Origin of the sequence: Pseudomonas sp. Leaf48 (assembly GCF_001421885.1) — a bacterium.
GTDB lineage: Bacteria > Pseudomonadota > Gammaproteobacteria > Pseudomonadales > Pseudomonadaceae > Aquipseudomonas.
The window spans coordinates 167,598-189,544 of sequence record NZ_LMLH01000031.1 but is presented as its reverse complement, the minus strand read 5'-3'; the positions used below and the strand labels follow the sequence as shown (position 1 = coordinate 189,544).

General features: G+C 59.8%; 18 protein-coding genes. 13 read left to right on the top strand and 5 right to left on the bottom strand.

Translation table 11 applies throughout. The features are described from left to right. Positions 1-88 precede the first annotated feature (88 nt). The 11 genes from nuoG to ASE98_RS22665 all read left to right on the top strand — a co-directional run bounded on the left by nuoG (position 89) and on the right by ASE98_RS22665 (position 12,680). Positions 89-2,803 (top strand): NADH-quinone oxidoreductase subunit NuoG, encoded by a 2,715-nt coding sequence (gene nuoG, locus ASE98_RS22715; RefSeq protein WP_060543553.1) that lies wholly within the window; start codon positions 89-91, stop codon positions 2,801-2,803. After that, positions 2,800-3,807 (top strand): NADH-quinone oxidoreductase subunit NuoH, encoded by a 1,008-nt coding sequence (gene nuoH, locus ASE98_RS22710; protein WP_034146906.1) that lies wholly within the window; start codon positions 2,800-2,802, stop codon positions 3,805-3,807. Before nuoG ends, nuoH begins: the two co-directional genes overlap by 4 nt. Before the next feature lie 9 nt (positions 3,808-3,816). Continuing rightward, on the top strand, positions 3,817-4,365 hold the full coding sequence (nuoI, locus tag ASE98_RS22705; RefSeq protein WP_060543552.1) for an NADH-quinone oxidoreductase subunit NuoI: 549 nt from the start codon (positions 3,817-3,819) through the stop codon (positions 4,363-4,365). 9 nt (positions 4,366-4,374) lie between these two features. Next, complete coding sequence (nuoJ, locus tag ASE98_RS22700) at positions 4,375-4,878, top strand: NADH-quinone oxidoreductase subunit J (protein WP_060543551.1); 504 nt, start codon at positions 4,375-4,377, stop codon at positions 4,876-4,878. Between the two features lie 2 nt (positions 4,879-4,880). Further along, the gene (gene nuoK, locus ASE98_RS22695; protein WP_007946416.1) at positions 4,881-5,189 is read left to right on the top strand and encodes an NADH-quinone oxidoreductase subunit NuoK; all 309 of its coding nucleotides are present in this window, start codon (positions 4,881-4,883) and stop codon (positions 5,187-5,189) included. Continuing rightward, positions 5,186-7,039 (top strand): NADH-quinone oxidoreductase subunit L, encoded by a 1,854-nt coding sequence (gene nuoL / locus ASE98_RS22690; protein ID WP_060543550.1) that lies wholly within the window; start codon positions 5,186-5,188, stop codon positions 7,037-7,039. The genes nuoK and nuoL overlap by 4 nt, the downstream gene beginning before the upstream one ends. Before the next feature lie 39 nt (positions 7,040-7,078). Then, on the top strand, positions 7,079-8,611 hold the full coding sequence (nuoM, locus tag ASE98_RS22685; protein ID WP_060543549.1) for an NADH-quinone oxidoreductase subunit M: 1,533 nt from the start codon (positions 7,079-7,081) through the stop codon (positions 8,609-8,611). A gap of 7 nt (positions 8,612-8,618) precedes the next feature. Beyond that, positions 8,619-10,082: an NADH-quinone oxidoreductase subunit NuoN gene (gene nuoN, locus ASE98_RS22680; RefSeq protein WP_060543548.1), complete on the top strand. Its 1,464-nt coding sequence runs from the start codon at positions 8,619-8,621 to the stop codon at positions 10,080-10,082. 240 nt (positions 10,083-10,322) lie between these two features. Next, a complete protein-coding gene (locus ASE98_RS27345; RefSeq protein WP_236707823.1) occupies positions 10,323-10,730 on the top strand; it encodes a type II toxin-antitoxin system Phd/YefM family antitoxin in 408 nt (135 codons plus the stop codon). Continuing rightward, positions 10,727-11,104, top strand: a complete 378-nt coding sequence (locus tag ASE98_RS22670) for a type II toxin-antitoxin system VapC family toxin (RefSeq protein WP_060543546.1) — start codon at positions 10,727-10,729, stop codon at positions 11,102-11,104. Before ASE98_RS27345 ends, ASE98_RS22670 begins: the two co-directional genes overlap by 4 nt. A gap of 262 nt (positions 11,105-11,366) precedes the next feature. Continuing rightward, positions 11,367-12,680, top strand: a complete 1,314-nt coding sequence (locus ASE98_RS22665) for an OprD family porin (RefSeq protein ID WP_060543545.1) — start codon at positions 11,367-11,369, stop codon at positions 12,678-12,680. A gap of 115 nt (positions 12,681-12,795) precedes the next feature. Here ASE98_RS22665 and ASE98_RS22660 read toward each other — a convergent pair whose 3' ends face one another. The 5 genes from ASE98_RS22660 to ASE98_RS22640 form a co-directional block, all read right to left on the bottom strand. Beyond that, positions 12,796-13,128 (bottom strand): DUF2790 domain-containing protein, encoded by a 333-nt coding sequence (locus ASE98_RS22660; protein WP_060543611.1) that lies wholly within the window; start codon positions 13,126-13,128, stop codon positions 12,796-12,798. 78 nt (positions 13,129-13,206) lie between these two features. Next, the gene (locus tag ASE98_RS22655; RefSeq protein ID WP_060543544.1) at positions 13,207-13,407 is read right to left on the bottom strand and encodes a co-regulatory protein PtrA N-terminal domain-containing protein; all 201 of its coding nucleotides are present in this window, start codon (positions 13,405-13,407) and stop codon (positions 13,207-13,209) included. Positions 13,408-13,491: 84 nt separating this feature from the next. After that, positions 13,492-16,683, bottom strand: coding sequence for an efflux RND transporter permease subunit (locus ASE98_RS22650; protein ID WP_060543543.1), 3,192 nt, complete (start codon positions 16,681-16,683; stop codon positions 13,492-13,494). A 50-nt stretch (positions 16,684-16,733) separates the two neighbouring features. Further along, positions 16,734-17,954 carry an efflux RND transporter periplasmic adaptor subunit gene (locus ASE98_RS22645; RefSeq protein ID WP_060543542.1) on the bottom strand — a complete coding sequence of 407 codons (1,221 nt, stop codon included), beginning with the start codon at positions 17,952-17,954 and terminating at the stop codon, positions 16,734-16,736. Between the two features lie 81 nt (positions 17,955-18,035). Further along, positions 18,036-19,316: a TolC family protein gene (locus tag ASE98_RS22640; RefSeq protein ID WP_060543541.1), complete on the bottom strand. Its 1,281-nt coding sequence runs from the start codon at positions 19,314-19,316 to the stop codon at positions 18,036-18,038. Between the two features lie 477 nt (positions 19,317-19,793). On the opposite strand from ASE98_RS22640, the gene ASE98_RS22635 reads away from it, so the two are divergent. After that, positions 19,794-20,468 (top strand): heavy metal response regulator transcription factor, encoded by a 675-nt coding sequence (locus ASE98_RS22635; RefSeq protein ID WP_060543540.1) that lies wholly within the window; start codon positions 19,794-19,796, stop codon positions 20,466-20,468. Then, positions 20,465-21,874: a heavy metal sensor histidine kinase gene (locus tag ASE98_RS22630; RefSeq protein ID WP_060543539.1), complete on the top strand. Its 1,410-nt coding sequence runs from the start codon at positions 20,465-20,467 to the stop codon at positions 21,872-21,874. Before ASE98_RS22635 ends, ASE98_RS22630 begins: the two co-directional genes overlap by 4 nt. Positions 21,875-21,947: the final 73 nt, after the last annotated feature.

Below are 21,947 nucleotides of genomic sequence, written 5' to 3'. Positions count from 1 at the left end.
CGCCTTTAACGGCTGTGTTGATTCACGCGCACAACAAGATTCCATTAGCCACGCCCGCTGACACCGGGCCAACGAAGAACTTTGAACCATGGCCACTATCCACGTAGACGGCAAAGCGCTCGAAGTCGATGGGGCAGACAACCTGTTACAGGCATGTCTGTCTCTGGGCCTCGATATTCCGTATTTCTGCTGGCACCCTGCCCTTGGCAGCGTTGGCGCTTGCCGCCAGTGCGCGGTCAAGCAGTACACCGACGAGAACGACACCCGTGGTCGTATCGTCATGTCCTGCATGACGCCTGCCACCGACAACACCTGGATTTCCATCGAAGATGAAGAATCCAAGGCGTTCCGCGCCAGTGTTGTTGAATGGCTGATGACCAACCACCCTCACGACTGCCCGGTCTGTGAAGAAGGCGGTCACTGCCATCTGCAAGACATGACGGTAATGACCGGCCACAACGAGCGCCGTTACCGCTTCACCAAGCGTACCCACCAGAACCAGCAACTGGGCCCGTTCATTTCCCACGAAATGAACCGCTGCATCGCTTGCTACCGCTGCGTGCGCTTCTATAAGGACTACGCCGGCGGCACCGACCTCGGTGTATTCGGCGCCCACGACAACGTGTACTTCGGTCGCGTTGAAGACGGCACCCTGGAAAGCGAGTTCTCCGGCAACCTCACCGAGGTCTGCCCGACCGGTGTGTTCACCGACAAGACTCACTCCGAGCGCTACAACCGTAAATGGGACATGCAGTTCTCGCCGAGCATCTGCCATGGCTGCTCCAGCGGTTGCAACATCTCCCCGGGCGAGCGCTACGGTGAACTGCGTCGTATCGAAAACCGTTTCAACGGTTCGGTAAACCAGTACTTCCTGTGCGACCGTGGCCGTTTCGGCTACGGCTACGTCAACCGCGAAGACCGTCCGCGTCAGCCGCTGCTTGCCAACGGCACCAAGCTGAGCCTGGACGAAGCGCTGGATAAAGCCGCCGACCTGCTGCGCGGTCGCAACATCGTCGGTATCGGTTCGCCGCGCGCCAGCCTCGAAAGCAACTACGCGTTGCGCGAACTGGTCGGCGCCGAGCACTTCTACTCCGGTATCGAAGCTGCCGAGCTGGACCGCATCCGCCTGGTCCTGCAAGTGCTCAAAGACAGCCCGTTGCCAGTACCGAACATGCGCGACATCGAAGACCACGACGCCATCTTCGTCCTCGGCGAAGACCTGACCCAGACCGCTGCGCGCATGGCACTGTCCCTGCGTCAATCGGTCAAGGGCAAGGCCGAAGACATGGCCGACGCCATGCGCGTCCAGCCTTGGCTCGACGCCGCGGTGAAGAACATCGGTCAGCACGCGCTGAACCCGCTGTTCATCGCCAGCCTGGCTGAAACCAAGCTCGACGACATCGCTGAAGAATGCGTACACGCCGCTCCAGACGACCTGGCCCGCATCGGTTTCGCCGTGGCTCACGCCCTCGACGCCAGCGCGCCAGCCGTTGAAGGCCTGGACGCTGAAGCCCTCGAGCTGGCCAAGCGCATTGCCGACGCCCTGCTCGCGGCCAAACGTCCGCTGATCATCGCCGGTACTTCCCTGGGCTCCAAAGCCTTGATCGAAGCCGCCGCGAACATCGCCAAGGCTCTGAAACTGCGCGAGAAGAACGGTTCCATCAGCCTGATCGTGCCAGAGGCCAACAGCCTCGGCCTGGCCATGCTCGGTGGCGAATCGGTCGACGCCGCGCTGCAAGCGGTCATCGACGGGAAAGCCGACGCCATCGTCGTGCTGGAAAACGATCTGTACACCCGTACCGACAAGGCCAAGGTCGATGCTGCCCTGACCGCCGCCAAAGTACTGATCGTCGCCGACCATCAGAAGACCGCTACCAGCGATCGCGCGCACCTGGTTCTGCCAGCCGCCAGCTTCGCTGAAGGCGACGGTACCCTGGTCAGCCAGGAAGGTCGCGCCCAGCGTTTCTTCCAGGTGTTCGATCCGAAGTACATGGACGCGAGCATCCTGGTTCACGAAGGCTGGCGCTGGCTGCATGCCCTGCGCGCGACCCTGTTGAACCAGCCGATCGACTGGACCCAACTGGACCACGTCACCGCCGCCGTCGCTTCCAGCACTTCGATCCTGAACCGCATCGTCGACGCCGCACCGTCCGCCGCGTTCCGCATCAAGGGCATGAAACTGGCCCGTGAACCGCTGCGCTACTCCGGTCGTACCGCCATGCGCGCCGACATCAGCGTGCACGAACCGCGTACCCCGCAAGACAAGGACACCGCGTTCGCCTTCTCCATGGAAGGTTACTCGGGTTCCGCCGAACCGCGTCAGCAAGTGCCATTCGCCTGGTCTCCGGGCTGGAACTCGCCGCAGGCCTGGAACAAGTTCCAGGACGAAGTCGGTGGTCACATCCGCGCTGGCGACCCGGGCACCCGCCTGATCGAAAGCAACGGTGACTCGCTGAACTGGTTCGCCAGTGTTCCGCGTGCATTCAACCCGGCCCAGGGCACCTGGCAAGTCGTACCGTTCTTCCACCTGTTCGGCAGCGAAGAGAACTCTTCGAAAGCCGCTCCGGTTCAGGAACGCATTCCGGCTGCCTACGTCGCACTGGCCAAGTCCGAAGCCGACCGCCTGGGTGTCAATGACGGCGCCATGCTCAGCTTGAACGTTGCTGGCCAGACCCTGCGTCTGCCGCTGCGCATCAACGAAGAGCTGGGTGCCGGCCTGGTGGCACTGCCTGCGGGCATCGCCGGCATTCCGCCAGCGATCTTTGGCAAATCCGTTGATGGTCTGCAGGAGGCAGCTCAATGACCTGGTTCACTCCTGAAGTGATCGACATCATCATCGCGGTCCTCAAGGCCGTGGTGATTCTGCTTGCCGTGGTGGTTTGCGGTGCACTGCTGAGCTGGGTCGAGCGTCGTTTGCTCGCCCTCTGGCAGGACCGTTACGGTCCGAACCGCGTCGGTCCGTTCGGCGCGTTCCAGATCGCCGCCGACATGATCAAGATGTTCTTCAAGGAAGACTGGACGCCTCCATTCGCCGACAAGATGATCTTCACCCTGGCACCGGTAGTGGCCATGAGCGCCCTGCTGATTGCCTTCGCGATCATCCCGATCACCCCGACCTGGGGCGTGGCGGACATCAACATCGGCATCCTGTTCTTCTTCGCCATGGCGGGTCTGTCGGTCTACGCGGTGCTGTTCGCCGGCTGGTCGAGCAACAACAAGTTCGCCCTGCTCGGCAGCTTGCGGGCCTCGGCACAGACCGTGTCGTACGAAGTGTTCATGGGCCTGTCGCTGATGGGCATCGTGATCCAGGTCGGCTCGTTCAACATGCGCGACATCGTTGAATACCAAGCGCAGAACCTGTGGTTCATCATTCCGCAGATCTTTGGTTTCCTGACCTTCTTCATCGCTGGCGTGGCCGTGACTCACCGTCACCCGTTCGACCAGCCGGAAGCGGAACAGGAACTGGCAGACGGTTACCACATTGAATACGCCGGCATGAAATGGGGCATGTTCTTCGTCGGCGAGTACATCGGCATCGTGCTGATCTCGGCGCTGCTGGTGACCTTGTTCTTCGGTGGCTGGCACGGCCCGTTCGGCATCCTGCCGCAGATCCCGTTCATCTGGTTCGCACTGAAAACCGCGTTCTTCATCATGATCTTCATCCTGTTGCGCGCTTCGATTCCGCGCCCACGGTATGACCAAGTGATGGATTTCAGCTGGAAGTTCTGCCTGCCGCTGACCCTCGTCAACATGCTGGTGACCGCTGCGATCGTGTTGCTCAACACGCCCGCCGTCGCGGCTCAGTGAGGATAGAGAATCATGAAGTACATAATTGACATCGTGCATGGCTTCTTCACCCAGCTTCGCAGCCTGGTGATGATTTTCGGCCATGCCTTCCGCAAGCGCGACACGCTGCAGTACCCGGAAGAACCGGTCTACCTGCCGCCGCGCTACCGTGGCCGTATCGTCCTGACCCGCGACCCCGACGGTGAAGAGCGTTGTGTAGCGTGCAACCTGTGCGCCGTGGCGTGCCCGGTGGGTTGCATCTCGCTGCAGAAAGCTGAAACCGAAGACGGTCGCTGGTACCCGGACTTCTTCCGCATCAACTTCTCGCGCTGCATTTTCTGCGGCCTCTGCGAGGAAGCCTGCCCGACCACCGCGATCCAGCTCACGCCGGATTTCGAAATGGCCGAGTTCAAACGTCAGGACCTGGTGTACGAGAAAGAAGATCTTTTGATCTCCGGCCCCGGCAAAAACCCTGATTACAACTTCTATCGTGTTGCAGGTATGGCGATTGCCGGTAAGCCGAAGGGCTCCGCGCAGAATGAAGCCGAACCGATCAACGTGAAGAGCTTGCTGCCTTAAGGAAGAAAGATGGAATTCGCTTTCTATTTCGCATCGGGTATCGCTGTGGTGTCCACGCTTCGCGTGATCACCAACACCAACCCTGTGCACGCCCTGCTCTACCTGATCATTTCGCTGATCGCCGTGGCCATGACGTTCTTCGCCCTCGGCGCACCGTTTGCCGGTGTCCTGGAAGTGATCGCCTACGCTGGCGCCATCATGGTGCTGTTCGTGTTCGTGGTGATGATGCTGAACCTGGGCCCGGCCTCGGTTCAGCAAGAGCGCGTCTGGCTCAAGCCCGGTATCTGGCTCGGTCCGGTCATTCTCGGCGCCCTGCTGCTGGCTGAACTGCTGTACGTGCTGTTCGCCCACCAGAGCGGTGAAGCCGTCGGCCACACCACCGTAGACGCCAAGGCCGTGGGCATCAGCCTGTTCGGTCCTTACCTGCTGGTGGTTGAACTCGCCTCGATGCTGCTGCTCGCTGCAGCCGTGACGGCGTTCCACTTGGGCCGCAACGAAGCCAAGGAGCAATGACGATGCCTGCTATCCCTATGGAGCATGGTCTGGCGGTCGCCGGCATCCTGTTCTGCCTCGGTCTGGTCGGCCTGATGGTCCGCCGCAACATCCTTTTCGTGCTGATGAGCCTGGAGGTCATGATGAATGCCTCCGCACTGGCGTTCATCGTTGCCGGTAGCCGCTGGGCGCAGCCGGATGGACAGATCATGTTCATCCTGGTGATCAGCCTGGCAGCCGCCGAGGCCAGTATCGGCCTGGCGATTCTGTTGCAACTGTATCGCCGCTTCCACACGCTCGATATCGACGCTGCCAGTGAGATGCGCGGATGAACCTACTCTTTCTGACTTTCGTATTCCCTCTCATTGGTTTCCTGCTGCTGTCGTTCTCCCGTGGACGCATCTCGGAAAACCTGGCCGCATTGATCGGCGTGGGTTCCATCGGTCTGTCGGCAATCGTGACCGCCTACGTGATCTGGCAATTCAACGTCGCCCCGCCAGAAGGCGGTCACTACACCCAGGTGTTGTGGCAGTGGATGGCGGTGGAAGGCTTCACGCCGAACTTCGCGCTGTATCTGGACGGCCTGTCCGTGACCATGCTCGGCGTGGTTGTCGGCGTCGGCTTCCTGATCCACCTGTTCGCGTCCTGGTACATGCGCGGTGAAGCCGGTTACTCGCGCTTCTTCGCCTACACCAACCTGTTTATCGCCAGCATGCTGTTCCTGGTCCTGGGCGATAACCTGTTGTTCCTGTACTTCGGTTGGGAAGGCGTGGGCCTGTGCTCGTACCTGCTGATCGGTTTCTACTACAGCAACCGCAACAACGGTAACGCCGCACTCAAAGCCTTCATCGTGACCCGTATCGGTGACGTGTTCATGGCCATCGGCCTGTTCATTCTGTTTGCCCAACTGGGCACGCTGAACGTTCAGGAACTGCTGGTGCTGGCACCGCAGAAATTCCAGGCCGGCGACTTCTGGATGGTCATGGCCACCCTGATGCTGCTCGGTGGTGCTGTCGGTAAATCCGCGCAACTGCCGCTGCAAACCTGGCTGGCGGACGCGATGGCAGGTCCTACCCCGGTTTCGGCACTGATCCACGCCGCAACCATGGTGACCGCCGGTGTCTACCTGATCGCCCGTACCCACGGCCTGTTCACCCTGGCGCCGGAAATCCTGCATCTTGTAGGGATCGTTGGCGGCGTGACCCTGGTTCTGGCGGGCTTCGCAGCCCTGGTTCAGACCGACATCAAGCGTATCCTCGCCTACTCGACCATGAGCCAGATCGGCTACATGTTCCTGGCCTTGGGCGTTGGTGCCTGGGACGGCGCGATCTTCCACCTGATGACCCACGCCTTCTTCAAGGCCCTGCTGTTCCTTGCTTCCGGTGCGGTGATCGTTGCCTGCCACCACGAGCAGAACATCTTCAAGATGGGCGGTCTGTGGAAGAAACTGCCACTGGCCTACGCCAGCTTCATCGTCGGCGGCGCAGCCCTGGCGGCCCTGCCTCTGGTCACCGCAGGCTTCTACTCCAAGGACGAAATCCTCTGGGAAGCGTTCGCCAGCGGCAACAACGGCCTGCTCTATGCAGGTCTGGTCGGCGCGTTCATGACTTCGCTGTACACCTTCCGCCTGATCTTCATCGCGTTCCACGGTGAAGCGAAGACCGAAGCCCACGCCGGTCACGGTATCGCCCACTGGCTGCCTTTGTCGGTGCTGATCGTATTGTCGACCTTCATCGGCGCGATGATCGTTCCACCGCTGCACGGCGTGCTGCCGCAAAGCGTCGGCCATGCCGGCGGCGAAGCCAAGCACAGTCTGGAAATCGCTTCGGGCGCCATTGCCCTGGCCGGTATCCTGCTGGCTGCGTTGCTGTTCCTCGGCAAGCGTCGCTTCGTCACCGCCATCGCCAACAGCGGCATCGGCCGTTTCCTTTCGGCCTGGTGGTTCGCTGCCTGGGGCTTCGACTGGATCTACGACAAACTGTTCGTCAAGCCGTACCTGGCGATCAGCCACATCCTGCGCAAAGACCCGCTCGACCAGACCATCGGTCTGATCCCGCGCATGGCCAAAGGCGGTCACACCGCCCTGAGCCGTACCGAGACCGGTCAACTGCGTTGGTATGCCGCCTCGATGGCTGCGGGTGCCGTGCTGGTAATTGGCGCCGTCGTGCTGGTAGCGGTCTGATATGAACCTTGCGAATTTGCGAAAGGAAACGAGCCCGTCATGATTCTGCCTTGGCTAATCCTGATTCCCTTTATCGGCGGCCTGCTGTGCTGGATGGGTGAGCGCTTCGGCTCTACCCTCCCGCGCTGGATTGCGTTGCTGACCATGTCCCTGGAACTCGCTCTCGGCCTCTGGCTGTGGGCCCATGGCGACTATTCATTTGCACCGGCGCCTGGCGCCGACCCGACCTGGGCGCTTGAGTTCAAGCATGTCTGGATCGAGCGTTTCGGCATCAGCGTGCACCTGGCCCTCGACGGCCTGTCGCTGTTGATGATCATGCTGACCGGTCTGCTGGGTGTGCTCTCGGTACTCTGCTCGTGGAAAGAGATCCAGCGTCACGTTGGTTTCTTCCACCTGAACCTGATGTGGATCCTGGGCGGTGTCGTCGGCGTGTTCCTCGCCCTCGACCTGTTCATGTTCTTCTTCTTCTGGGAAATGATGCTGGTGCCGATGTACTTCCTCATCGCGCTCTGGGGTCACAGTTCTTCGGACGGCAAGAAAACCCGGATCTACGCGGCGACCAAGTTCTTCATCTTCACTCAGGCTTCCGGCCTGATCATGCTGGTGGCGATCCTCGGTCTGGTTCTGGTCAACTTCAACGACACCGGCGTGATTACCTTCAACTACGCCGACCTGTTGAAGACCAAGATGTCGACGACCACCGAGTACATCCTGATGCTCGGCTTCTTCATCGCCTTTGCGGTCAAGCTGCCAGTCGTACCGTTCCACTCCTGGTTGCCTGACGCTCACGCCCAGGCGCCGACCGCAGGTTCCGTCGACCTCGCCGGTATCTTGCTGAAGACCGCTGCCTACGGCCTGCTGCGTTTCGCCCTGCCGCTGTTCCCGAATGCCTCGGCCGAGTTCGCGCCGATCGCCATGACCCTGGGTCTGATCGGGATCTTCTACGGTGCGTTCCTGGCCTTTGCACAAACCGACATCAAGCGCCTGATTGCCTTCTCGTCCGTTTCCCACATGGGCTTCGTACTGATCGGCATCTACTCCGGCAGCCAACTGGCGCTGCAGGGTGCAGTCATGCAGATGCTGGCGCACGGTCTGTCGGCCGCGGCACTCTTTATCCTCAGTGGTCAGCTGTACGAACGCACCCACACCCGCGACATGCGTGAAATGGGTGGCCTGTGGTCGAAGATCGCTTACCTGCCAGCCCTCAGCCTGTTCTTCGCAGCAGCGTCCCTGGGCTTGCCGGGTACCGGTAACTTCGTCGGTGAGTTCCTGATCCTGATCGGCACCTTCCCGGTCGCACCATGGATCACCATCATCGCCACTACCGGCCTGGTGTTCGGTTCGGTCTACTCGCTGATCATGATCCACCGTGCGTACTTCGGTCCGGCCAAGTCGGACGCGGTACTGCACGGCATGGACAGTCGCGAACTGATCATGGTGGTCGGTCTGGCTGCACTGCTGATCTATATCGGCGTGTACCCACAACCGTTCCTCGATACCTCTGCCGCTACGATGCATGGCGTGCAGCAATGGCTCGGCACCGCCTTCACTCAACTCGCTTCGGCCCGGTAAGAGCGCTATGGAATTCACGACTCAACACTTTATCGCGCTAGCGCCGTTGTTGATCACCAGCGCCACGATCATCGTGGTGATGCTGGCGATCGCCTGGCGCCGCAACCACTCCCAGACCTTCCTGCTGTCGGTGGCGGGTCTGAACCTGGCTTTGCTGTCGATCCTGCCGGCCCTGAAAGTCGCGCCACTGGCCGTGACTCCATTGCTGCAAATCGACACCTTTGCCTGCCTGTACATGGCGCTGATCCTGGTCGCCACCCTTGCCTGTGTAACCCTCGCCCACGCCTACCTCGGCGATGGCGGTTCGGGTTACCCGGGCAACCGTGAAGAACTGTACCTGCTGATCCTGATGGCCGCCGCCGGTGGCCTGGTGCTGGTCAGCGCGCAGCACCTGGCCGGGTTGTTCATCGGTCTGGAACTGCTCTCGGTGCCGGTCTACGGTCTGGTAGCTTATGCCTTCTTCAACAAGCGTTCGCTGGAAGCCGGTATCAAGTACATGGTGCTGTCGGCTGCCGGTTCCGCGTTCCTGTTGTTCGGTATGGCGCTGCTGTACGCAGACTCGGGTTCCCTGAGCTTCACCGGTATCGGTCAGGCGCTGGCGGCAACGGGCCTGCCTAGCTCGCTGGCGCAACTGGGCCTGGGCATGATGCTGATCGGCCTGGCGTTCAAGCTGTCGCTGGTACCGTTCCACCTGTGGACTCCGGACGTCTACGAAGGTGCTCCGGCACCGGTGGCTGCGTTCCTGGCCACCGCTTCGAAAGTCGCCGTGTTCGCAGTGATGGTGCGTCTGTTCCAGATCTCCCCTGCCGCAAGCAGCGGCGTTCTGAGCGACGTGCTGACGGTTATCGCCATCGCCTCGATCCTGTTCGGTAACCTGCTGGCGCTGACCCAGAGCAATCTCAAGCGTCTGCTGGGTTACTCGTCCATCGCCCACTTCGGCTACCTGCTGATCGCCCTGGTGGCGAGCAAGGGTCTGGCCGTGGAAGCCATCGGCGTGTACCTGGTCACCTACGTGATCACCAGCCTCGGCGCGTTCGGCGTGATCACCCTGATGTCCTCGCCGTACAACGGCCGTGACGCCGATGCCCTGTACGAATACCGCGGCCTGTTCTGGCGCCGTCCGTACCTGACCGCCGTACTGACCGTGATGATGCTGTCCCTGGCCGGTATCCCGCTGACCGCGGGCTTCATCGGCAAGTTCTACATCATCGCCACCGGCGTCGAGTCCCATCAATGGTGGCTGGTCGGCTCCCTGGTACTGGGCAGTGCCATCGGCGTGTACTACTACCTGCGCGTCATGGTCACCCTCTACCTGATCGAACCGAGCCTGCGTCGCCACGATGCGCAACTGCATTGGGAACAGAAAGCAGGCGGTGTGATGCTGCTGGCCATTGCCGTGGTCGCGTTCTTCCTCGGCGTCTACCCACAACCACTGCTGACCCTGGTTCAGCAATCGGGTCTGGCGGGTTGATTGTTTAGACGAACCTGGCAGTAAACAGAAACGGCACCTTCGGGTGCCGTTTTTGCTTTATGGGATTTCAGTATCCCGGGAGTGCTGTCCTAGTGAGTCCTACATCATGGGATGGACAGACTGTAGGAATGGCCGCCAGTTGAAATGTTTTGGCCTTCCTACCCTACCCTTTTCAGGAAGCAACCTGCTTGAAGGTGTGCAATAGCTGACATCCAATCATCGCTGCCGGACGTATGGTGCATGGAAAGCCGTTCGGAACATCCAATGACACAGGAAACCCTCACATTACGGGACAGTCGTTTTGATTACCCATCCCGCTCGACACATGAAGACGTAACCTATCGTGAAATTACTTTGGTCAACGACCTTTATTCTGGCCATATTTGGCCAGAATCAAGGAGAAGAGCCATGATCATCGTTCCGCTGGCCGAAGCAAAAAACAATCTGTCCAAACTCGTCGATGATGCGGCCGCCGGGCAGGTCATTACGATCGCCAAACATGGTCGTGCGCTTGCTCGACTGGTTCCCGTGGGAAAAGCCAGCGGGCAACGCATCGGGGCGATGAAGGGCAAACTGAACTTGCCTCAAGACTTCGATGCACCGCTGCCAGACGAGATGCTGGATGCATTTGAAGGAATCCCCGAATGAGGGTTCTGCTCGACACCCACATCTTGCTTTGGACCCTGTGCGACGACCCCAGGTTATCCGGCAAAGCCAGAAAGCTCATTGAAAACGCCGCCGATGTTTATATCAGCGCCGCGACATTCTGGGAGTTGGCAATCAAGATCGGGTTAGGAAAGCTGAATGTCGATCTGGAGGAAATTCGTCAGTACTGTCGCGAAAGCGGGTTCATCGAGCTACCGGTGACGTCAGAACATTGCATTGCGGTGAAAGACCTCGAACATCACCACCGGGATCCGTTCGCCCGCCTGCTTGTGGCAACGGCCATGACCGAACCCATGAAGCTGCTCACTACCGATTCCAGCATTGCCCGGTACACGGACCTGGCGGTACTGGTCTGATCGATTGAAACGGCACCTTCGGGTGCCGTTTTTGCGTCTACAGCAATTGGCCCCAAGCCCTCCGTCCTTTTTCGCAAGCACTCGCCGAACGGTACCGCCGGGCTGCACATGACGAAATTGTAATCACCCTATCACCTTGGCGTTATCCGCCCATTGCAAGGATGTCACCCGGCGCCCTGGCAGGCGCCCCCATGCCTGCCACCGCCCCAAAAGGCTCACGTCCCGGGCATGTACCCGCGCGGCCAAACCCAAGGAGTGATTGATGGTTAACAAGACTAAATGGTCGATAGCGGCGTTAGCGCTGGTTATCGGCTCCGCGCCATCCATGGTGTCAGCGCAAGATAAAGCCGAAGGGTTTATCGAGGGCAGTAGCCTGACCGTGCTCAACCGCAACTTCTACTTCAACCGTGATTACCGTAAAGGCCAGTCCAGTTCAACCGGTAACGGGTATACAGAAACCTGGGCTCACGCGATTATCAGCAAGTTTGAATCCGGCTACACACAGGGCACCGTCGGGGTGGGTTTGGATGCGTTTGCCATGATCGGCGTGAAGCTCGATACCGGCGACGGTCGCAACGGTGGCAACGTACTGCCTGTCAATAACGAAGGCCAGGCGCAGGACGAATACTCCAAGGTCGGAGGCGCCGCCAAAGTGCGCGCCTTTGATACGGAAATAAAAGTCGGCGATGTATTCCCCGCCACCCCGGTCGTCGCTGCCGGCGATTCCAGGCTGATGCCGCAAAGCTTCAAGGGCGTCACCGCGACCAATAGCAGTATCGACGGTTTGTCGATACAGGGCGGTCGCGTGCATGCGATGAGCCAGCCGGACTCCAGTGACATGAACGAAAACTTCGAGGCTTTCTATGGCGGTCCGGTCGATTCACCCTGGCTCGCTTATTTCGGTGGCGACTACGAACTGAACGACAATCTCAGCTTCAGCCTGTACTCCAGCCGTCTCAAGGAAGCCTGGAATCAGTACTACGCCGGCACCACGTGGACTTACCCGTTGTCGACCGACCTGTCGCTGTTTGGCGGCGTGAACTATTACAAGGCCGTCGACGAAGGCAAGCAATTGCTCGGCGCGTTCGACAACGACATCTGGAGCGCCAAGGCCGGCGTGAAACTCGGCGCCCACTCCATCGCACTGTCGCACCAGCAAAACAACGGCAATGACGACTTCGACTATCTGAGACAGTCCGATTCGATCTACCTCGACAACTCCATCCAGTACAGCGACTTCAACGCACCGAAGGAGCGTTCCTGGATGGTGCGCTATGACCTCGACATGACGGGCTATGGTGTTCCGGGGCTGTCGTTCATGACCCGTTATGCTCGTGGCAGTGATGCCGACTACTCCAACGCCAACTCGGTGTACATGCGCCGAGATGACGAAGGCAACCCGTTGACCGACCAGAAACGCTGGGAGCGCGATATCGAAGCCAAATACGTGGTGCAGAGCGGCTCGCTCAAGGATCTGTCCTTGCGTGTGCGTCAAGCCACTACCCGCGCCACGGCGTTTGAATCAGACCTGAATGAAGTACGGGTGATTATCGAGTATCCGCTGGCCGTTCTCTGACTTCAGCTTTTGTACAAATTCACCTTTAGAAGCTCCTGGCTCCTTTGGTAAGAGGTGAATCTTTTGGCGTCCTTCGGGACGCCTTTTTTATTGTCTGGTGTTTAGCCCTCACCCCTTAACCACCACGCCCGGGACAATCCCCCGCCACCGTGTACTTGATCGTATTCAGTTGCCCTTGGGAGTCTTCATACGTCATGGCTGCCGGCACCGCCGCACACCCCGCCACGGGCCGTACAACGCTCACCACCTTGACCACATCCAGTTTCATCCCGTACTCGTAGTCCTTCACCACAGGCACGGGTTTGCCCTGATTGACGGCGTATTGCTCCATGGCACGAGTGTTGGCATTCAGCATTTTCTCGAACACCCTGTCACCGCCACCTTCAGCAAACCCATTGAGCGACACCATCATCGCTGCGGCGAACATAATCAATTTAGTCACTTTCATCTGCAATTCCTTTAAAACCCGGTTGATAAAAAAGCCCATCATCGGCATTCGGTGATGGGCTTATTCAACAAAAAACATTTACAAGTCTTTAGTCTTGTCATCCTTCTTTTCATTCAGCACGACGGGATCACGCGCCTGCTCTTTGGCTACAAACTTCTCCATTGCCTGATCTTTATTCGCCATCATTCTTTTGAAGGTTCTGTCGCCACCACCTGCAGCCAGGACAACAGAAGACATCACCATCGCCGCCGCCAACACACTCAGTTGTACAAGTTTCATGTTTGATTCCTCGTTGAATTAATTTACGGAATCAGGGTAACAATCCGGTCCTATCATCACGGTGGCGGCGAAATTACAAGTTCGTTATGTGCGCGAATCAACATTCACTTGCACGGGGGTGTTCGACACAGTGGGGGTTATCTCCTCCTCCCGCCGATGCGCCAGCTGATACAACGCAGGCAATATCAGCAGCGTCAGGATGGTCGAAGACAGAATCCCGCCAATCACCACCGTCGCCAGCGGACGCTGTACCTCCGCCCCCGTGCCGGTTGCCAGGGCCATGGGAATGAAGCCCAGGGACGCCACCAGCGCCGTCATCAACACGGGCCGCAAACGTGTGAGTGCGCCTTCGTTGATCGCATCACCCAGTGATCGCCCCTCCTCGCGAAGGTTGCGGATGAACGCGATCATCACCAGGCCGTTAAGCACCGCCACCCCCGACAGCGCGATAAACCCCACACCCGCCGAGATCGACAGCGGGATATCGCGCATCCACAACGCCATGACGCCGCCGGTCAAGGCAAATGGAATCCCGGTGAACACCAGCAGCCCATCCTTGAGATTGTTGAACATCATGAACAACAAGCCGAACACCAGCAGCAGCGCCACCGGCACCACGATCTGCAAGCGCTTGGCTGCCGACTGCAATTGCTCGAACTGCCCACCCCAACTGGTCCAGTAACCCGCCGGAACCTGGACCTCGCGCTCGATCACCTTGCCAGCCTCTTCGACGAAGGAGCCGATATCCCGCCCACGCACGTTGGCGCTGACGATCACCAGCCGCTTGCCGTTTTCGCGGCTGACCTGATTCGGTCCGAGCACCAGATCGAGGTTGGCAACGTCCTTGAGGGCGATGAAACCGATCTGATCGGTGGCGCTATTGAGCGGTGCCGGCACCGGGATCAACAGCGCCGACAGGCCCTCGATATCCTTGCGCATTGCATCGGACAGGCGCACCACCATGTCGAAACGCCGGTCACCTTCATACAGCGTCCCGGCCTGACGCCCGCCAACCGCCATTGCAATGGTGTCTTGCACATCGCCGACATTCAGCCCGTAGCGCGCCGCTTTGTCGCGGTCGATGTTGATGGTCAGCACCGGCAAGCCAGTGGTTTGCTCGACCTTGACCTCGGCAGCGCCATCGACCTTCTGCATCGCGGCCGCGATCTTCGCCGCCGTAGTGTTGAGTACGTCCATGTCATCGCCGAACACTTTGACCGCCACGTCGCTGCGCACCCCGGAAATCAGTTCGTTGAAGCGCAACTGGATCGGCTGGGACAGTTCATAGTTGCTACCCGGCAGCGTCGCCGCGGCTTGTTGCAGTTCGGCCATCAGCGTTTCCCGGGACTTGTCCGGGTCTGGCCACTGCTCCTTCGGCTTGAGCATCACGTAGCTGTCGGAGATGTTCGGCGGCATCGGGTCGGAGGCGATTTCAGCCGTGCCGGTACGGGCGAAGACGCGCTCGACCTCCGGCACTTTGCCCAGGATCGTCGTTTCCAGGCGTTGCTGCATATCGACCGATTGGGTCAGGCTGGTACCCGGCACGCGCAAGGCCTGCAGGGCAAAATCGCCTTCACTGAGACTCGGCACGAATTCGCTGCCCAGGCGACTGGTCAATACGCCACTGAGTGCAAGCACAGCCAGCGCCATGCCCAAGGCCAGCGGCCGATGGCTCATCACCCAGGACAACGCCGGTGCATACACGCGCCTCGCCCCGCGCATGACCACCCCTTCCTGCTCCTTGACCTTACCGGTGACGAACAGCGCAATGGCCGCCGGGACAAAGGTCACCGACAACAGCATGGCGCCCAGCAGCGCGATCACCACGGTGAAGGCCATCGGGTGAAACATTTTCCCTTCGACACCGCTCAGGGCGAAGATCGGCAGGTACACGACCATGATGATCAACTGGCCGAAAATCAACGGTCGCCGCGCCTCTTTGGCTGCCGCAAACACTTCGTGAAAACGCTCGGAGCGGGTCAGCAAACGCCCGTGATGTTGCTGCGCATGGGCCAGCCGTCGCAGGGTGTTTTCGACGATCACCACCGCACCGTCGACGATGATGCCGAAGTCGAGTGCGCCAAGGCTCATCAGGTTCGCGCTGACTTTGTTGGTGAACATGCCGGTAAACGTGAAGAGCATCGACAGCGGAATCACCATCGCGGTAATCAGCGCCGCGCGGATGTTGCCCAGAAACAGGAACAGAATCGCAATGACCAGAATCGCGCCTTCCACCAGGTTCTTCTTCACCGTGGCGATGGCCTTGTCCACCAGGTGCGTGCGGTCATACACCGCAACGGCGATCACGCCCTTGGGCAGCGAACGGTTGATCTGCTCAAGTTTGCTGGCCACTGCCTGAGAGACGGTGCGACTGTTCTCGCCGATCAGCATGAACACAGTCCCGAGCACCACTTCGCGACCGTTTTCCGTGGCGGCCCCGGTACGCAGTTCGCGGCCGATATCGACAGTGGCGACGTTCTTGACCCGGATAGGCGTGCCGTCGACGTTGGCCATCACGATATTGGCAATGTCCTCAGTGCTCGCCACCTGACCGGGGGCTCGAATCAGCAACTGCTCGCCGCTGCGCTCGATGTACCCGGCGCCGACATTGGCATTGTTGCGCTCCAGCGCCGTGACCAGATCGCCAAGGGTCAGTTTGTAAGCCGCCAGCCGTTTCGGATCCGGGGCAATCTGGTACTCCTTGGCAAACCCGCCAATGGTGTTGATCTCGGCCACGCCGGGGACGTTGCGCAATTGGGGTTTGATGATCCAGTCCTGAATCACCCGCAGATCGGTCGGCGTATAGGCGCTCCCGTCGTCCTTCACCGCCCCTTCCTGCGCCTCCACAGTCCACAGGAAGATCTCGCCGAGCCCGGTGGAAATCGGCCCCATCATCGGGTCCGCCCCCTCGGGCAAATGCTCCCTGGCGATCTGCAGGCGTTCGTTGACCAATTGTCGGGCGAAGAACAGATCGGTGCCCTCCTTGAAAATCACCGTGACCTGCGACAACCCCGAACGCGACAGCGAGCGGGTCTGCTCAAGCCCCGGCAGGCCGGCCATCGCCGTTTCAATCGGGAAGGTGATGCGCTGCTCGGTTTCCAGCGGCGAAAACCCGGCCGCACCGGTGTTGATTTGCACCTGGACATTGGTGATGTCGGGCACGGCGTCGATCGGCAGTTTTTGATAACTGGCGATGCCAAGGCCGGCCATGAGAAGAACGGCGAGCATCACAATGATGCGCTGCTCAATGGCAAACTGGATCAGGCGTTCGAACATGAGAACCTTCTCGTCGAGGGGGGGCGGAACGGTGGGATTCACTGACGTTTTCAGTGAGAGTGCTCAGCTGCCGCTTTGCCCAGTTCCGATTTGAGGATGAAGCTGCCGGCGCTGGCGACCTGCACGCCGGCTTCCAGCCCCTGGGTGATTTCCACCTGGCCGGCCGCACGACTGCCCAACTCCACTGGCTGTGCCTTGAACCCGTCGCTGGTGCGCACGAACACTGTGGGTTTGTCCTCGACCGTCTGGATCGCGGTTTCAGGAACGGCGACCCTGGCTTGGCGGCTGTCGGTGGCGACCAAAGCCGTGACAAACAGTCCCGGACGCCACGAACCTTGCGGGTTTTCCAGCGTTACGCGAACCGTTGCGGTGCGCGTCTGTTCGCCCAGCAGACTGCCGACGTAAGCCACAGTACCCGCAACCTCGGCATTCAGTTCCGGGTTGCTCACCAAGACCGGTTTGCCCACCTGCACCTTGGCCAGATCCTTGGGCGATACGCCGAAGGTTACCCACACCCGGGACAGATCCGAAAGTGTGAAGGCCGCGGTGGTTTCGTCGACCACTTCCCCCGGAGTCAGGTGTTTTTCCACCACCACGCCGTCAAATGGCGCGCGAAGTTCATAGCGATTGCCCCCGGTGGCGACCATGCTGCCGCTGAGCACGCTGATTTTCTGCCGGGCATTGTTCAGGGCGATTTCGGCTTCTTCCAGCGCCTGTCTGGCCTGGAGGAAATCCTGTTCGGCGGAGATTTTGTCCTGCCACAATTTGCGCTCACGCTCGTAAGTGGTTCGCGCCAGCGCCAGACGCCGTTGTGCCGCCGCCTGCTCACTGCGCTGATCGGAAATCTGCTGACTGGAAATCACTGCCAGCACCTGGCCTTTTTTTACCGATTGCCCGAGGTTGGCCTGTACCGACTCCACTACCCCCGGCACCCGAGGCACCAAATGCGCCGTGCGATCTTCATCGAAACGTACTTCGCCGGGGAACGGCAAGCCGAGACTGATGGGCCGCGAGCCGGCTTCAACCAATTGAATGCCCGCCGCCTTGATCTGTTCGGCATTGAGAGTCAGATACCCTTCCTGGTGTTCACCTTCGGCAGGTTCGCCTTCGACAGGTTCGCCGCCGGCTGATGCGCCAGCTTCGGCATGATCGGCATGCTCCGAAGCTTCATCGGCGTGGGCGTCAATGGAAGCGTTGCCCACCCTGAGCGAGCCGATACCGATGCCCAGGGCCAAGGTCGCCACAGCGATAACGATCAGTTTTTTATCCATGGAAACTCCTCTGCATCAGCCCCTCGGCAACCACGCTGTCGTGAGTGCTTCGCGGCCTCGCAGTTATTTGAAAGATGAAATTCAGGGGCCGACCGCGAGCGCGTCGAGATCGCCAAAAATGCGTTCGATACGGACTCGCGCGTCCGTGGCTTCGGCCACGGCCTGGATGTATTGGGTGCGTGAATCGATCAGGGTCCGTTGGGCGTCGAGCACCTCGAGGAAGCCGAACTTGCCCGCTTCGAAACCACGGGTAGCGTTGTCGACGGCACTTTGCGCGGCGGGCAGGATGCTTTGGTTGAACGCTTTGACTTCGCCGTTGGCGGTCTGCCATTGCTCCAGCGAGGCCTGGATTTCCGTGCGCAACCGTAGCTCAGTGGCATTGCGCAGATCCCGCGCCTGATCACTGCGCCGGGCGGCCGCCAGCACGTTGCCCTGATTGCGGTTGAACAGTGGGATTGGCATCGACAACCCGACGACGTTTACCCGCTCGTTCTCCTGCTCGCTGTACTGGCTGCCGACGCTCACGGTCAGATCGGGAATCCGTTGCGTCTTCTCCAGTTCCAACGACGCTTCACGCTGGTCGATCTGCATTTTGGCCAGGCGCAGCTCGGCCGTTTGATTCAGACGCTGGAGCAATCGGGTCGGTGGCGGCACGACAGGCAAGCCTTGAGCCGCAGCCTGCACACTGACCGCCGTCGGCAACGGTGCGCCCATGACTTGCGCCAGTTGCTGATAGGCATTGGCCTGATCACGCTCGGCCCGACTCAACTCCAGACGCACTTGCGACAGTTGCACTTGCGCCCGCGTGCCTTCGACCGGCGATGATTTACCTGCCTGGATGCTGCCTTGCGCCACCCGCAAACCCTGCTCGGCCAGTTCCAGGGACTGACGGGACAACTGCAAGCGCTGCTGCGCGGTCTGCGCACTGGAGAACGCCTGGATGACGTCCGCTCGCAGCGCATTTCGCTTGAGCTCCAGTTCGATTGCGGCGGCGTCCTGCCCCCGGCTGGCAACATCGATCCGCGCCCCCCGTTTGCCGCCCAGTTCAAGGGGCTGGCTGATCATCACAGTGGTCGTTCGCGATTCGCGCCGCGTATCTTCAGCCTCCCACGACACCTCGGGATTGGGAATCAATCCGGCCTGCTGTCGATCCCCTTCGGCAATACCGATATCCCACTGGGCAGCCGCCAAATCCGGATTGCCGGCCAACGCCGTTTGCAAGGCCTGATCGAGTGTCAGAATCGAGCCAGACGAAACAGCGGCCAGACACGGCCCGGCCAGCAACAAAAAGCAGGTGGCAGCCACCCCGCTAGCGGTTTTTTTCAGGCGAGATCGCGCCGTCAGTTCTTTAAACCCGGGCAATTGAATACTTCCTTCGATAAACCAAGAATCTTCGATCCCGCCACGTTAGGGTTTTGAACTTATCGACAAGGTGACTGGAAAATTACAAATACGTTATTCAACAGCCCGACAAGTTGTTTTGCTCTAGCATGCTGAGTGCAAAGGCGATCACAGCAATACAATGAAACAAATACACGCATTTATCCGCCGAACTGTAGTTGCCTGATTTCAAACCCCGTGAAGATGAAGAACTATCATCCGCGGGCTCTGCGACAAGTTGTCGCAGAGCCCGATTTTCAAGGCTCATAACCGAGGGTTGCGGTTGACTCTGTAGCCACTACAGACTTTACCCTGCACGCCGTTACCCGGAGAAACATTTGCAGGAAAGCAGCATTGCACTTAACCAGTCGTTGCAAACAACCGTCCGGAAGCCCACAAAAACAATAACTTTCCAGACCACCTTAATTATTTTTCATTTAATAAAAGTGGTGATTGATCATGCGAATCCTTGTCGTCGAGGACGAGCTCAAAACTGCCGAATACTTGCATCAGGGACTGACGGAAAGTGGTTATATCGTTGACCGCGCGACAACGGGCGCCGATGGACTGCATCTGGCCCAACAACAGGCTTATGAACTGGTGATCCTGGACGTCAATCTGCCGCAACTGGATGGTTGGGGCGTACTCGAACAACTGCGCCGTACCCGCTCCACCCGGGTGATGATGCTCACCGCCCGTGGTCGGCTTACCGACAAGATCCGCGGCCTGGATCTGGGCGCGGACGATTACCTGGTCAAGCCGTTCGAGTTCCCCGAATTGCTCGCTCGGGTGCGCAGCCTGATGCGCCGCAGTGAAAACATCCCGGTTGCACAGGTGCTCAAAGTCGCCGATCTGGAGCTCGACCCGGGGCGCCACCGAGCCTTTCGTGGCGAGCAGCGCATCGACCTGACCACCAAGGAGTTTGCCCTGCTGCATCTGCTGATGCGCCATTCGGGCGAGGTGCTCACCCGCACCCAGATCATTTCCCTGGTGTGGGACATGAACTTTGACTGCGACACCAATGTGGTCGAAGTCTCGATCCGGCGTTTGCGGGCGAAAATCGACGAGCCGTTCGACAACAAGTTGATTCACACCCTGCGCGGTGTCGGATACGTGCTGGAAGCGCGGCCATGAAGCCTGCGAGCCTGTCGCTGCGCCTCGGTCTGACGGTCAGCATTGTCGGGGCGCTGCTGGTGGTGTTCCTGGCGATCCTCGCCTATTTCACCCTGACCCACGAGCTGAACGCGTTATCCAGAGACAGCCTGGCAAAGAAGATGGAGCAGGTGGAACACAGCCTGGCGCTGTACTCCAACCCCGGAGAAATCAGTTCCAAACCGCACATCCTGCTCGACCAGGTCATGGGGCATGACAACCTGACGCTGACCATTTACCCGCGCAGCATTCTGCGCGCCCCGCTACTGAAGTCTGGCACGGGCATGGCCGATCCGCGCCTCGAACTGAAAGCGGTGCGGGCGGCCACCGATCAATTGGCGTACTCGCAAGGCACTGACGACCAGGGCGGAAAATTCCTCACCGCCTCCAGACTGATACGCATCAAGGACGGCACCAGCGTCCCGGTGCTGTTGTCGATGGATAACGCTAACGATCAGGCATTGCTCAGTGCTTATTTGCGTTCGACGCTGATGGCCTTGCCGTTACTGCTGATCTTCATCGGTCTGAGTGCCTGGGTGGCAGTGCAGCGAGGCCTGGCACCGATGCGTGAGTTTCGCAAAGTGGCGGCGATGGTTTCGGCCCAGGACCTGGAACATCGGCTGTCGGTGGTGAACATGCCCCAGGAACTCAGCGAACTGGCCCAGGGCATCAATTTCATGCTGCACCGCCTCGACAACGGCGTGCAGCAGCTATCGCAGTTCTCCGATGACCTGGCCCATGAATTACGCACGCCGATCAACAACCTGATGGGCAAGGCGCAGGTGACGCTGTCCCGGGAACGCACGACCGAGGAGTACAAAGACATTCTGGTGTCGTGTACCGAGGAACTCGAACGCGTCGCGCGCATTGTCTCGGACATGCTGTTTCTGGCACAGGTCAGCCATCCGGCGGCGCTCGCGCCCTTTGAGCTGATTGCCCTGGAAGATGAGGCACTGAAAGTCGCCGATCTGTTTTCCCTTTCGGCCCAGGACAAGCAGATTCACTTGAGTGTGACGGGCAACGCTCGGGTGATGGGCGACCGATTGATGATTCAACGGGCGATCTCGAACCTGCTGTCTAACGCCCTGCGTCACTGCCCTTCCGGGCAGACGGTGGCGGTGCTGATCGAGCAGGGTGCGAAACAGGTTTCGCTATGGGTCAGCAACCCCGGCGCCGGCATCGAAGCAAAACACCTCGAACAACTGTTCGATCGCTTTTACCGGGTCGACAGCAGCCGCTCCCGCGCACAAGGCAGCACCGGACTGGGCCTGGCCATCGTACGGTCGATCATGAGCCTGCATCAAGGGGTGGCAGAGGTTGAAAGTGTGCCTGGGACGATGACGGTGTTTCGGTTGGGGTTTCCTGCGGTTGAGGGGGTGGCACACTGAAGTATCCGGCTGTATATCTTGGTTGCCCGTTATGGCCTCTTCGCGAGCAAGCCCGCTCCCACAGGGGATGAGG

Excerpts from the sequence above, each read along its gene's own strand:
- ASE98_RS22660 (WP_060543611.1), bottom strand. The coding sequence starts at position 13,128 with ATGAAAGTGACTAAATTGATTATGTTCGCCGCAGCGATGATGGTGTCG.
- nuoM (WP_060543549.1), top strand. The coding sequence starts at position 7,079 with ATGATTCTGCCTTGGCTAATCCTGATTCCCTTTATCGGCGGCCTGCTG.
- nuoN (WP_060543548.1), top strand. The coding sequence starts at position 8,619 with ATGGAATTCACGACTCAACACTTTATCGCGCTAGCGCCGTTGTTGATC.
- ASE98_RS22670 (WP_060543546.1), top strand. The coding sequence starts at position 10,727 with ATGAGGGTTCTGCTCGACACCCACATCTTGCTTTGGACCCTGTGCGAC.
- nuoG (WP_060543553.1), top strand. The coding sequence starts at position 89 with ATGGCCACTATCCACGTAGACGGCAAAGCGCTCGAAGTCGATGGGGCA.
- ASE98_RS22630 (WP_060543539.1), top strand. The coding sequence starts at position 20,465 with ATGAAGCCTGCGAGCCTGTCGCTGCGCCTCGGTCTGACGGTCAGCATT.
- ASE98_RS22655 (WP_060543544.1), bottom strand. The coding sequence starts at position 13,407 with ATGAAACTTGTACAACTGAGTGTGTTGGCGGCGGCGATGGTGATGTCT.
- ASE98_RS22665 (WP_060543545.1), top strand. The coding sequence starts at position 11,367 with ATGGTTAACAAGACTAAATGGTCGATAGCGGCGTTAGCGCTGGTTATC.
- nuoJ (WP_060543551.1), top strand. The coding sequence starts at position 4,375 with ATGGAATTCGCTTTCTATTTCGCATCGGGTATCGCTGTGGTGTCCACG.
- ASE98_RS22645 (WP_060543542.1), bottom strand. The coding sequence starts at position 17,954 with ATGGATAAAAAACTGATCGTTATCGCTGTGGCGACCTTGGCCCTGGGC.
- nuoL (WP_060543550.1), top strand. The coding sequence starts at position 5,186 with ATGAACCTACTCTTTCTGACTTTCGTATTCCCTCTCATTGGTTTCCTG.
- nuoH (WP_034146906.1), top strand. The coding sequence starts at position 2,800 with ATGACCTGGTTCACTCCTGAAGTGATCGACATCATCATCGCGGTCCTC.
- ASE98_RS22650 (WP_060543543.1), bottom strand. The coding sequence starts at position 16,683 with ATGTTCGAACGCCTGATCCAGTTTGCCATTGAGCAGCGCATCATTGTG.
- ASE98_RS22635 (WP_060543540.1), top strand. The coding sequence starts at position 19,794 with ATGCGAATCCTTGTCGTCGAGGACGAGCTCAAAACTGCCGAATACTTG.
- ASE98_RS27345 (WP_236707823.1), top strand. The coding sequence starts at position 10,323 with ATGGAAAGCCGTTCGGAACATCCAATGACACAGGAAACCCTCACATTA.
- nuoK (WP_007946416.1), top strand. The coding sequence starts at position 4,881 with ATGCCTGCTATCCCTATGGAGCATGGTCTGGCGGTCGCCGGCATCCTG.